The sequence below is a fragment of the Sphingobacterium zeae genome (assembly GCF_030818895.1).
In the GTDB taxonomy this organism is placed as follows: domain Bacteria; phylum Bacteroidota; class Bacteroidia; order Sphingobacteriales; family Sphingobacteriaceae; genus Sphingobacterium; species Sphingobacterium zeae.
Genome location: NZ_JAUTBA010000001.1, coordinates 360,208 through 376,416 on the forward strand (window position 1 = coordinate 360,208; position 16,209 = coordinate 376,416).

A 16,209-nucleotide genomic window follows, 5' to 3' on the forward strand; every position below is an offset into this window, starting at 1 on the left:
TTTCACTGCTTCTATACTATACCTTTTATTTGACCCTATTTATCATACTGCGATTTTTAAAACCGAATCGCTTATTTACCTTTTCTATCTTTGTAATAATTCAGGGCCCGTTTAAAGATCAAAGCCTCATTCTCTTTATTATAGTTTAGATAAGCGTAATAGTTGCTATTTTCACCATATAGCTTTGTAAAAGAAGTAGACGTTGTAAATTCCTGATATTCGCCACGCTTCATGAGTAACATCAGCAACGTCAACGCATCTTTATCTTTTGGTGTTTTCTTGGCATAATCAATAATAAAAGGTATCATTTCCCAAGCATTGATCTCCGCTAGTGCATGCTTATAATTTACTCCCATTCGTTTGCTCCGGAGCACAGATTCCTGGATAAGCTTCATTACTGAATCCCTATTTTCATTTAAAAAACCGGTCTGTCTTTGAGACCAGGAAGTTTCATTAAAACCGTCCAATAATGTTCCAAATATTTTTTTTTCCACTTGAGTCTGATACTCAGGTATAGCGCAATTCTGCGCATATAGTTCTGCATGAATCATGGTATAGGTAAACTTTTCGCGCAGTGATAACCTGCTGAAATCTGTTGCTGGAATGGCATTTATACTGGCATCGGTTGTTTCGTTATCTTCCTGAGGAATAATCTTGGCAATTAATGCTTTTACTTTGGTCAGACCATAGGGTGGTATGGTCATTTTACTACGCATTTCAATCGCAGCAGGATCCATATAAAGTTCATTTTCATCCTCTTGAGCCGTTTGCGCAGAAACATTCATCCAAAACAAGAAAGAAATAAAAAATAAAATTCCCCTTTTCATAACGTATGATTTGTTGTATTTTAAAAATAAAGAAATTATTGCTACAAAAACTATTCCTTTTATATGCTATTATCTGCTAGGTTCCGGTTCCGCCTACCGTATTTACAATGATCCCATGCTGTATAAAAAAAAGCCCCAGATTTAATGAAACCCGGGGATAGTATATTTTATGTATACGTTTATATATCAAGAATATAAACCTTTTTTATCGATAAACTCAATCACCTTTTGGGGTGTAAAAAATTGAATATTTTTATTTTCTTTAATGGCTCTTCGTAAAAAAGTAGATGACAATTCCATTAATGGAGTATCCGTCAGTGTGATAGCGGGGTGATCTTTAAATTTTTCGGTATCGTACCCAGGCCTTGGATAAACATAAATCTGATAATCACGCAAGATAATATCTGCATTCTTCCACTTCGCTAAAGAATCCAAATTATCTTGTCCCATGAGCAGTACAAATTCCCTGTTTGGATATTTTTCTTTAAGATGTGTTAATGTATCAATTGTATAGGACGGTATTGGTAAATGGAACTCAACATCACAGACCCGTAAATGATCACAATCTTCCAACGCTAGATTTAACATTTCTAATCGGTCGTATGGATCTGCCAAGGTAGATTTCTTTTTAAATGGATTCTGTGGAGAGACCACAAACCAAACTTCATCCAACCCAGTAAAATTGGCCATATAATTGGCTATAATCAAATGCCCTATGTGCACTGGATTAAAAGATCCGAAGAACAAACCAATCTTTCGCATGAATTTATTTATTGATAAATTCCATGACAATATCTTCAGCTTCGGCACAGGCTGTAGCTAAATCAAAATTCTTCAAGATAACATCAAATTTATTGGCATAGGTAAGTTCCAATTCGGCCTTAGCAAAGCGTTCTTTTAATTTATCCTCAGAATCCGTTCCTCTTCCTGTCAAACGTTCTTTAAGAACTTCCAGTGACGGCGGTTGGACGAAAATAGAAATCGCCTGTTCAGGAAATTTTGATTTTAAACGTAATCCACCGACGACATCGATATCAAAAATAACATGTTTACCCTCTTTCCAGATACGTTCTATTTCCGAACGCAAAGTTCCATAAAATGTTCCAGAATATACTTCTTCAAATTCAATGAACTCTTGTTTCGCTACTTTATGTAAAAATTCTTCTTTGGACATAAAATAGTAATCTTTTCCATTCACTTCCTGTCCTCTTGGGTCACGGGTACTTGCTGAAATGGAAAACTCGATCTTATCACCATGTTTACTTAAAAGATCTCTTACTATTGTTGTTTTTCCAGCTCCCGACGGTGCTGAGAAAATAATTAATTTACCGCTCATTCTTACAATACGTTGAGCAATTGCTCTTTTATTTTTTCCAATTCTTCTTTCATTCTGACCACAATCTGCTGAATGCTGGCATGATTTGCTTTAGAACCAAGGGTATTGATTTCCCGACCCATTTCTTGTGAAATAAAACCTAATTTTTTTCCGTTTGAATCGGCTGAATCAAACGCTTTCAAAAAGTAGTTGCAATGGGAACGCAGCCTGACTTTTTCTTCGGTCACATCCAATTTGTCGATGTAGTACACCAGTTCCTGTTCGAATCTATTTTGATCAACATTTTCTTTGCCAATGGTGTCATTCAAAAATTGCTCGATACGCTGTCTGATCAAAGGTATACGCTCAACTTCCAACAATTCTACTTCGGCAAGATAAGCTAAGATTAGCTCCGCGCGCTTTTTCAGGTCTCCGGCTAGTACATTTCCCTCATCCTCACGGAAGGTATTGAAGCGTTTTACGGCATCATAAAAAGCATCCATCAATACTTTAGCCTCTTCATCATCGACCGAATCATCATTGTTGGTAATTACCTCCGGCATATTTAATGCAAGTTCAAACAGATTGACATTCGTATCATTGAGTTCCACAGCAATTTGCTGCAACTGACTATAGTATTTTTTGAGTAAATCAGCATTAATGGAAGAAGCTTTAGCGGTTTGATCCGTGTATTCAACCATCACAGTCAGGTTCACTTTACCTCGCTCAATAAGTTTACTACATTCAGTACGCAGGGTCAATTCCTTGTCCGAAACGATTTTGGGCAAGCGAAGATTTAATTCAAGAAATTTTGAATTTAAGGACTTTATTTCGACACTATATTTGACTATACCGTTATCGGCAGATGCAGTGCCATATCCTGTCATGGATTTTATCATATGCAAAGGTATGACTTTTCAGTAAAAATTGAATACCCTAAAGGGATTAATTGCTGATACTCCCTAAATTAAGGCTCGTCTTATTTACCAATCGTGTTTAGCAATGATAACGACTAAGTAACTTTCATAGGGCTTTGCCCCTTTGCATTCGACATAACCAATTCCAATATCATATAAAGAAGCATTCCACTGATCCATACCCAATAAATGGGTACGGTGGTGATAGCCCGGAGACTCTTTTCCTATAATCAAAGCTTTAACCGCAGCTGTAGCGCTCGCTCGATTGGCAGCAATCGATTCAAAATTGTTTGCGCTTCGTTTTAATAACCATTCGGGATTAAGTTTATAACCGGCCTCTTCGATGAAATAATTAGGTCCGAAGCCCTCCGGCGATACGTGGTCAAAATACGAGCGCTTGGCCATATCTTTTGCGCGATAAACTGCAACCTCTGCCAACTGTTTATTCCAATTGAGTTTAGTCCGTTTTATCTTCTGCAAATTAAAAAGGTTCAGTTCTTTCGTATACTCCTCTGGATTTGTACGAATGTTATTCAATAGTTCATAGGCTTCCTGCGCTTGACGGTGATCGACAACAACACGCTGTGCTAAAGCGAACTGTGTAAAAAACATGGTGAATGCTAAAACCAAATAATTCATACCTAAATCGTTATTTTCATAAGCGCGTGATGCACAACTTTCTTGTATAAAGCAATATCCAGATCATTCACATTACCCTATTTAGATGCGAGCATGGATCAATCATACCGAAAAAAATGTCCCTCCAATGGTAGATACGAGTATACTGCCGATTTTATTTGCCTCGTTTACTCAAAAGCTTTTTAAAACAATCGCTCGGCCATCAACCTGAGTACTTCTCAAGTAACAATAATTCGTACTTACCCTTTAACCCTAAAAGACGATATTTAGTATGCAACGTTTAATCTTTTTTTGAATTTTTAGCCGATAAAAACTGTACAAGCATGGGTATTAAGCTCATAAAAATAACGGCCAAAATAACTAGCGAAAAATTATGCTTAAAAAATGGGATCTGCCCAAAATAATAACCAGAAAGCGTAAAAACTAATACCCATAATGCGCCGCCTAAAATATTGTATTTACCAAAGGTTTTGTAGGACATTCTGCCAATACCTGCTACAAATGGTGCAAAAGTCCTGACAATGGGAACAAATCGCGCATAAATAATGGTCCTCGTTCCGTGCTTCGCATAGAAATTTTGTGTTTTTTGAAGATAAGAAGGTCTGAATATCTTCGATCCTGAATTAAAGACCCTCATTCCTACATATTTACCAATTTCATAATTTACGAAATCTCCGGAAATAGCCGCAAGAATTAGGATCAAAACAATCAACAACAGAGAAATATGACAATCTGGAAGAGCGACGATAGCTCCCAAAGCAAATAAAACAGAATCTCCGGGTAAAAATGGGGTAACCACCAATCCTGTCTCTGCAAAGATGATTAAAAATAAAATCAGGTAGGTCCAATTTTCATAACTATTGATCAGCTGCAAAAGATGCTGATCAATATGCAATATAACATCTATGAATTGTGAAACGATTTCCATTTTCCATATATAAAAAAAGGAGTCTTATAAGACTCCTTTTTTTGATTTGATTTTTTCTTTTATTAGCTCAAAGATTATGGGCAATACAGATAAAAAAATAATGATCAATACCACTTTCGAGAAGTTTTCGCGTATAATAGAAAAATTCCCTAAAAAAAATCCAGCAAGGGTTATACCACCTACCCACAATACAGCTCCTACAACATTATAGGTGATGAAGGTACCATAATTCATCTTTCCAATACCACCCACGAAAGGAGCTAGCGTGCGAACAATTGGTACAAAACGCGCGATAACGATAGTTTTACTACCATATTTCTCATAAAAAGAATGCGTTTTGGCAATCTGCTCGTCTTTGACAACTTGCTTACCGAAGAGTTTAAATTTTGTTAGGCGCATACCAAAATGCTTTCCGATAGAATAATTCAGGGAATCACCTGAAACTGCAGCTACTAACAAGATAAAAATCATCAGCCATACATTAAGATCATTTGGCTGCGCGGCTAGCATACCCGCTGCAAATAATAAAGAATCTCCTGGCAAAAAAGGCATCACAACCACACCCGTTTCCACGAAAATAATAAGAAACAGAATAAGGTAGGTCCAAGTCTGATAATCATTGACTATTTCAACCAAATGTTTATCAATATGGAGAATAAAGTCTATAAGATGCGTAATTAGTTCCAAACCCTGACGAAGATTAAGCGTTGTTTAACATAACGGGCATCACCAACATCAAAATATCTTCATGATCTTCAGATACGGCCGGAATCAATAAACCGGCACGATTTGGCGTACTCATCTCCAAAACAACTTCTTCACTCTCTAAGTTATTTAACATCTCCACGAGGAATTTGGCGTTAAAACCAATTTCCATATCATCCCCTTCAAATTGACAGGATAAGCGTTCATGCGCTTCATTTGAGAAATCTAAATCTTCTGCAGAGATATGCAATTCACTTCCTGAGATCTTCAGACGAACCTGATGGGTTGTTTTATTAGCAAAAATCACCACACGTCTCAAGGTATTTAAAAACAATAATCGATCTACAGTTAACTTGTTAGGGTTGACTTGAGGGATTACAGCAGCATAATCTGGGTAACGTTCATCGATCAAACGACAGATCAAATTAATATTTCCAAAGCTAAAGAACGCATTGGTTTGATTATATTCTATAGATACGGTAACATCATCGGATGGTAGTGACGATTTAAGCAATGAGAGCGCCTTTTTCGGTAAAATAAGGGACGCTGGCTTCTCTGCACCAATATCCGTTCTCGAATAGCGCACCAATTTATGCGCATCAGTAGAAACAAACGTCACATTTTTTTCTGCTAATTGCACCAATACACCAGACATAGCCGGTCTTAATTCATCGTTACTGACAGCAAAGATCGTTTTACTGATAGCTTCAGACAAAATAGGTGCTGGCATCTGAATAACCGAACCATTATCGATGGAAGGAATTTTAGGAAAATCGTCCGCATTTTCTCCACTCAATTTATATTTTCCATCACCCGCACTGATCTCAATAGCCAAAGTATTCATGTCTACTGAAAATGCCACAGGTTGATCCGGCAAGGTTTTTAAAGTCTCAATCAATATCTTCGAAGGCATGGCTACTCTTCCTTCTTCTTTTGCTTCGATCTGTAAAGAGGTAACCATACTTGTTTGCAGATCTGTAGCAGAAATAGTCAAGTTATTGTCTTTTATTTCAAAAAGAAAGTTTTCCAAGATAGGCAAAACAGTACTTGTACTGGATGCGCCATTGATAGCTTGTAACTGCTTTAATAAAATTGATGTTGATACAATGAATCTCATTTCCTGAATACTAATTATTATGTGCAATAATACACAAATTAATCAATATTTTTCAGTTTTATAGGCTGCTTTCTTTCCACATAAACAGATTTCAGTAGCTCAAATAAGCATTTGTATTTCAATCAATAAGCACGGCACCACAAGTATAGAAAGCAAATTCGGCCGGATAAATCACAATATTTATTACATTTGTATAATAGCGGTATTGTATGCAGTTTAAAGAGATCATTGGGCATAAAGACATCAAAGAACATTTAGTTCGCACGGTTCAGGAAAATCGTGTGAGTCATGCGCAATTATTTCTTGGTCCCGAAGGTTCGGGCAGTCTTGCTTTAGCCTATGCATATGCGCAGTTTTTAAATTGCGAAAATCGACAGGAAACCGATAGTTGTGGCCAGTGCCCCTCCTGTAGAAAATATAACAAGCTGATCCATCCCGATCTACACATGTCGTACCCTTTTATAGCCAAACATAAGGAAGACACAGCAACAGATTATGCAGACAAGTGGAGAAAATCCTTTTTATCCAATCCATACATGGGATTGGAATATTGGCGCAGCCGATTGGATGCAGACAACAAACAAGTCAATATCAATATCGCCGAAGCCCATGCTATCATCAAGAAGTTAAGTCTCAAATCTTTTGAAGCTGATTATAAGGTTTTAATCATGTGGCTTCCTGAATACCTCGATACGCAAGGCAATGCCTTATTGAAGTTGATCGAAGAACCACCCGAGAAGACACTCTTTATCCTCGTTGCAGAAAATCAGGACAAAATATTAAATACAATCATATCGCGCACACAATTAGTCAAAATTAAAAAATTAGATCATAGTGAGGTCACGCTGCATCTAAAGAAAGCACATCAGCTTTCAGATCAAGAGGCAGCAGAAATTGCTTTTATTGCAGATGGAAATCTTCAGGAAGCAATGAACCTATTGCACGCGCAGACTAATAATCATTTTGGTATTTTAGTAAACTGGCTTCGTTTTATCGTCTCGGATGCTGGGACCAATATGATTTCTTTGGTGGAGGAAGAGCTATCAAAAATTGGTAGAGAAAACCAAAAAAGCTTTCTTTTTTATGCAATCAGTATGATGCGTCAAATCATATTAATCAAAGAGGGGCTTTCCAATCTCGTATTCTTACCTGCAAAAGAACTGGATTTTGTTCAGAAATTTGCAGTACATTATACCCTTGAACAAATTGAAGCAACTATAAATCTATTGGAGGAAACACATTATTTTATAGAAAGAAATGCAAATCCCAAAATATTATTTTTAGATTTATCTTTGCAGTTAACATTAATATACAAGTACAAAACGTTTCCGAAAGGAACTCAATATATAATATAGAAAACTATGGGATGTGGCAGTTGCTCATCCGGCGGAGGTTGCGGTACTACCACGGCAAATGGTACACCGGCAGGATGTCAGAACAATGGCTCTTGCATGACTAGCGGATGTAATAAATTAGATGTATATGACTGGCTTTCCGATATGGATATGCCTTCAAACTATAAACCATTTAATATCGTCGAAGTACGATTTAAGGGATCGCGAAAAGATTTCTTTATTAATGTAGACAATATCTACCTTGAAATGGGTGAGATGGTTGTTGTTGAACCCTCTACAGGGGGCTATGATGTCGGCCATGTCTCCTTAACAGGCGAATTGGTTAGACTACAGCTCAAAAAGAATAATGTTACCCCTGAAATGGTGACAAAGAAAATCTATCGGAAGCCTAATGAGGTTGATGTTGAGAAGTATAACGCGGCAAAAGATCTCGAATGGGAAACCATGCACAAGGCGCGCAAACTCGCCCTGGATCTGGGTTTATCGATGAAAATATCCGATGTCGATTATCAGGGGGATAAAACGAAGGCTACCTTCTATTATACCGCTGAGGGTCGTGTAGATTTCCGGGAGCTCATTAAAAAAATGGCTGAAGCGTTTAGGATACGCATTGAAATGCGCCAGATCGGTATGCGACAAGAAGCCAGTCGCCTTGGTGGGATTGGTTCATGCGGACGTGAACTCTGCTGTTCAACCTGGCTGACAGATTTTAAAACGGTATCCACATCGGCTGCACGTTATCAAAACTTATCCTTGAATACATTGAAGCTAGCTGGACAATGCGGAAAATTAAAATGTTGCCTCAATTATGAATTGGATAGCTATATGGATGCACTTAAGGATATTCCAAATAACATAGACCGCATCGAAACGCTAAAAGGAGTCGCATATCTTCAAAAAACTGATATCTTCAAAAAACTGATGTGGTTCTCGTTTCCTGGAGCAGAAAATTGGATTGCATTACCTGTTCAACAAGTCAGAGAATTTGTAGAAATGAATAAGCAGGGCATTAAACCGGAAGCAATTTCAAGTGTAATGGATACTGATGAAATCAAAGAAGAAAAAAATATCAAGCACGATTACGAGAATGTAGTCGGACAGGATAGCTTAACTCGACTTGATGATCGGAATAAAAGAAAGAAAAAGAGAAAATCCAAAAGCAATACTGGCAGACCTGAAAATAAGACTGGACAAAAAGCTGAAAAACCCGAACAGAGTGCATCAAAACAAAGTGGTAAACCTCCGCTAGCGACCGATGCGGTTAGCCCAATCGTGAATAAAGACAGCAAAGAAGGATCTAATAATAGGCCCAAAAAGCGTTTCAATCGTCATCGGAATAAAAACAAAGGCAGTAATAACAATAATACACCGAAAGCAGAATAAAAGAATATGCCTAATTTTAACCCATTAGGCATATTCTTTTATATAAATAGACATGAAACTCAAACGCACTCCTCTCCTCCTTGGTTTGTTATGTATTGGCATAGGGTATTCTTGTGACCAACCGTTTGTTATAAATGAAAATAAACCTATTGGTAATAAAGCTTGGCTAAATACATCATTGCCCAGTTTTCAATTTCATATCGCCGACAAAAACAAACGATATGATGTATTGATGGATGTCCGTCATACGCCAGAATATGCCTACTCCAACCTTTTTGTACTTATTTATCAACTCGGTCCAGATAAAAAGCAATACACTTTTCGTAAAGAAATAAAAATGGCCAGAGCTGATGGAAAATGGATAGGAAAATCTTCCGGCAGCTTGTACAATAATCAATCCGTCATCCATAAAGATTACCTATTTCCGGATACAGGAACTTATACTATTGCTATCGAACAGCACATGAAAGAAAATCCGTTGAAAGAAATTACAGACGTAGGGCTAACCGTTGTTCCAAAATGATAACCTTGTTACGATATCTATTATTTCCTTTTACGATGATCTATACGGTGGTAGTCTGGATAAGAAATAGATTATATGATCATAAGCTGCTTGCGTCGCGCTCTTTCAATATTCCAACTGTTGTTATAGGAAATCTTTCCGTAGGGGGAACGGGGAAAAGCCCAATGACTGAATTTGTGGTTTCTATCCTTAAGAGTCGCTATAAAACAGCTATACTCAGCCGAGGATATGGACGCCGTACAAAAGGTTTTTATCTAGTACAGACGGATTCAGTGGCCCTGGATGTCGGCGATGAGCCCTTACAATTCAAAAATAAATTTCCAGATGTCACAGTTGCAGTTTGTGAGGATCGTTGCACCGGAATTGAAAAACTTGAGTCCGCTCATCAACTTATTATTTTGGACGATGCGTATCAACATCGAAAATTATCACCACTTTTCAATATATTATTATTTGATTATCTATCGTTTTCACATCCTATGCTCGTATTTCCTACAGGAAATTTTAGGGATCTCCTTATTGAGGCTAAGCGTGCTCAGATCATAGCCATTACGAAATGTCCAATTGAACTTCCGACCAAAGACAAAAGACAAATAGAGAAGAAAATCAGGTATTATAACAAAGAAGCATTAATCGTATTTAGCTATATTGATTATCTTGAACCCATTGATAGTAAGGGAAGGGTAGTTGATATCAAAGGAAAAGACATTATTTTGGTCACTGGTATTGCCAAACCTGAACCGATGGTAGATTATCTCCAAGACAAAACGAATTCAATTACACATATCTCCTTTGGAGATCACCATTCCTTTAACGAATCTGATATTAATAAAATTGTAAAATCTTACCACAGTTTGACTAGTGGCAACAAGATCATATTGACAACTGAAAAAGACTTTCAACGTTTGAAACCTTTTAGAAAATACTTTGCTGCTATCAATTTGGTATACTTACCGATCGGACTTCGATTTCACGACGCGCTCCAACAGGACTTATTCTGTAAAAGACTGCATGATACAGTGAATCAAAGTGTTAATCAACCTTAAATTTTGTTAAGAGCAGCTGCTATACTAAACCTTTTCATCAAATTTATATTCTATATGAAAGCGGAGAAGCTCAAAAGTTCTTCTCGGTCTTTAATGAACAAATGATTGTGCCACGACAAACACTCATGATATAAACTATACAAACGATGAAAAAGAAAATTTTAATGGCAGTAGCATGTTTATTTTTAAGCGCTACAGGTGTTGTTTCCGCTCAACAGCGTCAGCAACGTAGTCCGGAAGAACACGCTAAAATGCGTGTAGAGCATTTAGACAAATTATTAAGCCTCAATCAAACCCAAAAAGATTCAATCTATAATCTTACGCTAAGTCAGGCTCAACAACGGGCTACACTAAGAAATGATGGTGGGGATAGAAAAGCGAATATGGAGAAATTTAAGCAACTTCAAGAGATGCAAGCTACTAAGATCAAATCATGGCTAACTCCTGAACAAGTTAAGTTATTTGATGAACAACAAGCAAAAATGAAAGAAAGAATGTCTAAACGCTAGAGTTTTCAATGAAATATAGAGCTTTTAGGTAAAAAAGCAGAAAGGGCCATCCATTTAGGATAGCCCTTTCTGCTTCTACTTAAAGTAATCGACATTAAGATTTTAACTTTTTCATAATGTCACTCACGTAAGTTTTGAATTTCTTGTCAGTTTCAATTAAATCCTCTACGGTTTGACAGGCATAAATAACAGTGGAGTGATCTCTTCCTCCGAAGAATGCTCCGATCGATTTGAGTGAAGATTTGGTATGTGCCTTTGCTAAATACATGGAAATTTGCCTGGCCTGCACGATTTCTCGCTTTCTAACTTTCGACTTTACCATATCCACAGGAACTTCAAAATACTCACAAACTAATTTTTGAATAAAATCCATTGAAATTTCTTTGTGTGTATTCTTTACAAAATTCTTCAACATCGATTTTGCTAACCCCAAATCGATCTCTTTCTTGTTCAATGTAGACTGAGCCAAAAGTGAAACCATTGCCCCTTCTAATTCACGAACACTGTTATCGATCTGTGTGGCGACGTATTCAACGACATTTTCTGGTAAGTCAATACCATCGGAATACATCTTCTTCTTCAAAATTGCCATCCTTGTCTCAAGATCCGGAATCTGAATATCTGCAGACAATCCCCATTTAAAACGACTAAGCAGACGCTCCTCCAAACCAGCCAAATCTTTAGGTGCTTTGTCTGAAGTCAAAATAATCTGCTTACCAGATTGATGCAAATGATTAAAAATATGGAAAAAGATATCCTGTGTTTTTTCTTTACCTGCAAAGTTGTGTACATCATCCATAATAATGACATCCATTGCCTGATAAAAGTTGACGAAATCATTGATTGTATTATTTTTCAATGAATCCACAAACTGTTGACAGAATTTCTCACACGACACATAAATGACCAGTTTATCGGGAAGATTTCTTTTGATCTCATTTCCGATTGCTTGAGCAAGGTGTGTCTTTCCCAAACCAACATCTCCATAAATCATCAACGGATTGAATGAAGTACCACCAGGCTTATTTGCGACAGCATATCCTGCTGATCGTGCAAGACGGTTACATTCACCTTCGATAAAATTTTCGAATGTATAGTTTTGATTCAATTGCGGATCAACCTGCAATTTTTTCAATCCAGGAATAACAAATGGATTTTTGATATCTCTATTTAAAGATACCGGTACAGGGATCGATTGCCTTTTCCCCTCTGCTCCATTGCCATTCGATGGAAGATTAGTCGTATAAGGATGAGAAGCTGAAGACTTCTCTACTACAATATTGTATTCCAATCTACCTTGTTCTCCTAAAAATTTCTTTACGGTCTTGCGAAGAATTCCCACATAGTGTTCTTCTAGCCACTCATAAAAAAATAAGCTAGGCACTTGAATAGTCAAAACGTCACCCTCCAAACGGACTGCTTTCACAGGTTCAAACCAGGTCCTGAAACTTTGTGCTGGTATATTATCTTTGATAATCGAAAGACAATTATTCCAGACACTTGAATACGTTTTTTCCATTCTAAAATTGTTAATAAGTTGATTTACAATACGCGACAAAAAATATGTTGATAACTTTCTCTGAGAACGAAGATGACAAAAAAATATCAGCTAAAAAACTAAAATATAAAATAATTAATAAACTATTATATGTCAGCAATTTACAGTGTAAAATTGTGGAAAACTAGCGCTAAAATTGATCTCTAAAAATAATTATTAACATTCCAAATTTATTTAAAAAAAAGAACCAAAAGATGTGTAAACTTACTACTTCTCGCTTCCTAAGGTGCTGATCTAAATTAACCAAAATAATAGCTATTTACAATCTTTGGTTCATATATTTTTAATAATAAATTCATAATAATTTAAAGCCAACTTAACATCATTGCTTATGTACATTTCACCAAATTAATACAGATCTATAAAATAAAAATCCGTATAAATAACCTGAAAGAAAAAACACATTGTAACATGTGATGTTCCTGATAAATTTAAAACTTGGAAAAATAAAAAAGGAGATCCATTTAGATCTCCTTTTTTATTTTTCAAGCGCATCGTTTTTATCCGACCATTGAACTGGTCAATTTTCCATCGCAAAGTTTTTTAGTTTCTGCTATGATTGCAGTTGCATCATAGCGTGCGTTCTTCCACTGAGCATTTTGTTCAGCATGTTCAATGATCTTATCTGGAATACCTAAACGAACCACTTGGCTGTGATATCCATGATCAGCCATAAATTCTAATATAGCGGAGCCTATCCCCCCCTGTAAACTTCCGTCTTCCACTGTAATAATCTTATTAAACTTCTTAAAGACTTGGTGGAGTAGGGATTCATCCAATGGCTTGGCAAACCTAAGATCATAATGTGCTGGATGTATACCTAATTCATTCAAATGCTGTACAGCTTTGACAGCTTCGTTTCCTATAGCTCCAAAACTTAAGATAGCAAGTTCTTCTCCCTCCGTTATAAGACGTCCTTTTCCAATTTCGATTTCCATAAATGGGCGGCGCCAATCTGGCATAACACCATTTCCTCTAGGATACCTGATGACAAAGGGTCCTTTGTTCGGCAATTGAGCTGTGTACATCAAATTACGTAATTCTTCCTCGTTCATTGGAGCAGAAACAGTCATATTTGGAACACAGCGCATAAATGCGATGTCATAAGCCCCATGGTGAGTGGCACCATCTGCTCCTACGACGCCCGCACGGTCCAAACAGAAAACGACGTTCAGATTCTGCAACGCAACATCGTGGATCACCTGATCATATGCGCGTTGCATAAACGACGAATAGATATTACAGAATGGCAATAATCCCTGAGTTGCTAGTCCCGCACTGAATGTGACAGCATGCTGTTCCGCTATACCCACATCAAAAGCACGTTCAGGCATAGCTTTCATCATAATATTCATAGAAGATCCTGATGGCATTGCAGGGGTTATCCCGACGATCTTATCATTTTGTTCTGCGAGTTCTACCAGGGTATGCCCAAAGACATCCTGAAACTTGGGAGCTACCGGTTTATCACTGAGCGATTTTTTGATCTCCCCCGTAATTTTGTCAAATAAACCAGGAGCATGCCACTTTGTCTGATCTTTTTCAGCCAGCGCAAAGCCCTTTCCTTTAACAGTTACTGCATGTAATAATTTGGGGCCTGGTATATGCTTAAGGTCTTCAAGCGTTTTTGCTAATTTCTTTACATCGTGCCCATCAACGGGGCCAAAATATCTAAAATTTAGCGATTCAAAGAGATTAGCATTCTTCAGTAAAGTTCCTTTTATACTTTTTTCTAATTTCTTGGCAATCCCTAAAGCGTTGGGACCAACTTCAGAAATCTTAGTTAATACTGCTGCTATATCGTCTCTAAATCTATTGTACCGTTTTGACGTGGTAATACTTGTTAAATACTCCTTTAACGCACCAACATTGGGATCTATCGACATGCAATTGTCATTCAGAATTACTAAAAGATTGGATTTAGAAATTCCTGCATGATTCAATGCTTCAAATGCCATTCCTCCCGTTAAGGCGCCATCACCGATCACAGCGATATGCTGGCGGTCTTTTTCACCCTTTATCTGAGATGCAACTGCCATACCCAATGCAGCAGAAATAGAAGTCGATGAGTGACCAACTCCAAATGCATCATACTTGGATTCAAAACGGTTGGGAAAACCCGAGATTCCGTTCTCGATTCGATTGGTATGAAATATATCGCGACGCCCCGTTAGAATTTTATGCCCATAAGCCTGATGACCGACATCCCAGATTAATTGATCATAGGGGGTATCCATTACGTAATGTAATGCTACCGTTAATTCGACAACTCCTAAACTTGCTGCAAAGTGACCACCATTAACAGAAACTTGATCAATAATAAATTGACGTAATTCCTGACTTAATTGTTCTAATTGGTCTTCCTTTAGTTTTTTAAGATCAGAGGGATCGTTTATTTTACTTAATAGTTCTCCAGTCTCAAACTGCATAGTATGCTATTTACATGATGTATACTCACAAAGTAACGACAAATTTATTTAATGTTTAAAATAAATCGCATTTACATATTGAGGTACAACAAATAAAATAGTGAATAGTTTGCATAAGCGTTACTGCAAAAGAATTTATATGTAAATTTGTATAAGATATGCAAGTAGAAGAAGGCTACGAAATCAAGCTTCCTCAATTTGAGGGACCTTTTGATTTACTATTATTTTTTATCGAACGGGATGAATTGAATATCCATGATATACCAATTTCAAAGATTACAGATGATTTTTTGTCTTATGTGAGCCAAATGCATGCGCTCAATATGGAAATGGCAAGTGAATTTATCTTCGTTGCCTCCACGCTGATGCGTATTAAAGCTAAAATGCTACTCCCTCGTCCAGATTTGGACGAGAATGAGAATGAAATTGACCTTAGGGAAGATCTTGTTCAAAAACTTATTCTCTATAAACAATTTAAAGAAACCTGTGAAGATCTTAGAATATTGGAGGAGGATCGTCTAAAATGCTATAGCCGAGGCAATATACGTTTCGATATCCAGCACAGACTTAAGCTAGATTCTAGCGGCGAAAATTTGGATAACTTCGATCTTTATGGCCTAATGATGATCTACGAGCAAATGATGTATCAATTCCGTAATCGTCCGCCAGAAGTAACGCATACGGTTGTCAAATATCCGTACACCATTGAACAACAAAAGAAAGCAATAGCCGAACTCATTGAGATTAACAAGAAATTGGATTTTCAGGAAATTCTTAAAAACTCAGAAAATAAAATTCAGTTTGTCTATAACTTTTTAGCCATTCTTGAAATGCTTCAGCAGCAGTTGTTACAGATTGAAGTAGGCTTGGGCTACAACAATTTCAATGTTGGTGGAAGAGATCCTAATGTAGAGGAAGAATTTATCTTAGAAACTGAAGAAGCATAAAAAAGACCCGT

The 16,209-nt window shown here is 37.0% G+C and carries 16 protein-coding genes; 6 read left to right on the forward strand and 10 right to left on the reverse strand.

The annotated features are described in order from the left end of the window. Window positions 1-71 precede the first annotated feature (71 nt). The 8 genes from QE382_RS01550 to dnaN form a co-directional block, all read right to left on the reverse strand. Entirely contained in the window at window positions 72-827 is a 756-nt protein-coding gene (locus QE382_RS01550) for a hypothetical protein (RefSeq protein WP_307184399.1), read from the reverse strand. 186 nt (window positions 828-1,013) lie between these two features. After that, a complete protein-coding gene (nadD, locus tag QE382_RS01555; protein ID WP_209576976.1) occupies window positions 1,014-1,589 on the reverse strand; it encodes a nicotinate (nicotinamide) nucleotide adenylyltransferase in 576 nt (191 codons plus the stop codon). A gap of 4 nt (window positions 1,590-1,593) precedes the next feature. Next, window positions 1,594-2,163 carry a guanylate kinase gene (gene gmk / locus QE382_RS01560; protein WP_209576974.1) on the reverse strand — a complete coding sequence of 190 codons (570 nt, stop codon included), beginning with the start codon at window positions 2,161-2,163 and terminating at the stop codon, window positions 1,594-1,596. A gap of 2 nt (window positions 2,164-2,165) precedes the next feature. Next, entirely contained in the window at window positions 2,166-3,041 is an 876-nt protein-coding gene (locus QE382_RS01565) for a YicC/YloC family endoribonuclease (protein WP_307184400.1), read from the reverse strand. An 84-nt stretch (window positions 3,042-3,125) separates the two neighbouring features. Then, window positions 3,126-3,698 carry a CAP domain-containing protein gene (locus QE382_RS01570; RefSeq protein ID WP_307184401.1) on the reverse strand — a complete coding sequence of 191 codons (573 nt, stop codon included), beginning with the start codon at window positions 3,696-3,698 and terminating at the stop codon, window positions 3,126-3,128. Between the two features lie 280 nt (window positions 3,699-3,978). After that, complete coding sequence (locus tag QE382_RS01575) at window positions 3,979-4,626, reverse strand: DedA family protein (RefSeq protein ID WP_307184402.1); 648 nt, start codon at window positions 4,624-4,626, stop codon at window positions 3,979-3,981. A 24-nt stretch (window positions 4,627-4,650) separates the two neighbouring features. Next, window positions 4,651-5,313: a DedA family protein gene (locus tag QE382_RS01580; protein WP_307184403.1), complete on the reverse strand. Its 663-nt coding sequence runs from the start codon at window positions 5,311-5,313 to the stop codon at window positions 4,651-4,653. 13 nt (window positions 5,314-5,326) lie between these two features. Beyond that, entirely contained in the window at window positions 5,327-6,448 is a 1,122-nt protein-coding gene (dnaN, locus tag QE382_RS01585) for a DNA polymerase III subunit beta (protein ID WP_088159749.1), read from the reverse strand. A 209-nt stretch (window positions 6,449-6,657) separates the two neighbouring features. Here dnaN and QE382_RS01590 point away from each other — a divergent pair, with 209 nt between their 5' ends. The 5 genes from QE382_RS01590 (at window position 6,658) to QE382_RS01610 (ending at window position 11,264) form a co-directional block, all read left to right on the forward strand. Beyond that, window positions 6,658-7,803, forward strand: a complete 1,146-nt coding sequence (locus QE382_RS01590) for a DNA polymerase III subunit (protein WP_307184404.1) — start codon at window positions 6,658-6,660, stop codon at window positions 7,801-7,803. 6 nt (window positions 7,804-7,809) lie between these two features. Then, window positions 7,810-9,186 carry a PSP1 domain-containing protein gene (locus QE382_RS01595; protein ID WP_307184405.1) on the forward strand — a complete coding sequence of 459 codons (1,377 nt, stop codon included), beginning with the start codon at window positions 7,810-7,812 and terminating at the stop codon, window positions 9,184-9,186. Between the two features lie 52 nt (window positions 9,187-9,238). Continuing rightward, window positions 9,239-9,709 (forward strand): gliding motility lipoprotein GldH, encoded by a 471-nt coding sequence (locus QE382_RS01600; RefSeq protein ID WP_307184406.1) that lies wholly within the window; start codon window positions 9,239-9,241, stop codon window positions 9,707-9,709. Then, a complete protein-coding gene (gene lpxK / locus QE382_RS01605; RefSeq protein ID WP_307184407.1) occupies window positions 9,706-10,755 on the forward strand; it encodes a tetraacyldisaccharide 4'-kinase in 1,050 nt (349 codons plus the stop codon). Before QE382_RS01600 ends, lpxK begins: the two co-directional genes overlap by 4 nt. Window positions 10,756-10,901: 146 nt before the next feature. Further along, complete coding sequence (locus QE382_RS01610) at window positions 10,902-11,264, forward strand: hypothetical protein (RefSeq protein WP_307184408.1); 363 nt, start codon at window positions 10,902-10,904, stop codon at window positions 11,262-11,264. A gap of 94 nt (window positions 11,265-11,358) precedes the next feature. Here QE382_RS01610 and dnaA read toward each other — a convergent pair whose 3' ends face one another. Then, the gene (gene dnaA, locus QE382_RS01615; RefSeq protein WP_307184409.1) at window positions 11,359-12,783 is read right to left on the reverse strand and encodes a chromosomal replication initiator protein DnaA; all 1,425 of its coding nucleotides are present in this window, start codon (window positions 12,781-12,783) and stop codon (window positions 11,359-11,361) included. A gap of 539 nt (window positions 12,784-13,322) precedes the next feature. Next, on the reverse strand, window positions 13,323-15,251 hold the full coding sequence (gene dxs, locus QE382_RS01620; RefSeq protein ID WP_307184410.1) for a 1-deoxy-D-xylulose-5-phosphate synthase: 1,929 nt from the start codon (window positions 15,249-15,251) through the stop codon (window positions 13,323-13,325). A gap of 158 nt (window positions 15,252-15,409) precedes the next feature. On the opposite strand from dxs, the gene QE382_RS01625 reads away from it, so the two are divergent. Beyond that, window positions 15,410-16,198, forward strand: coding sequence for a segregation and condensation protein A (locus QE382_RS01625; RefSeq protein ID WP_307184411.1), 789 nt, complete (start codon window positions 15,410-15,412; stop codon window positions 16,196-16,198). Window positions 16,199-16,209: the final 11 nt, after the last annotated feature.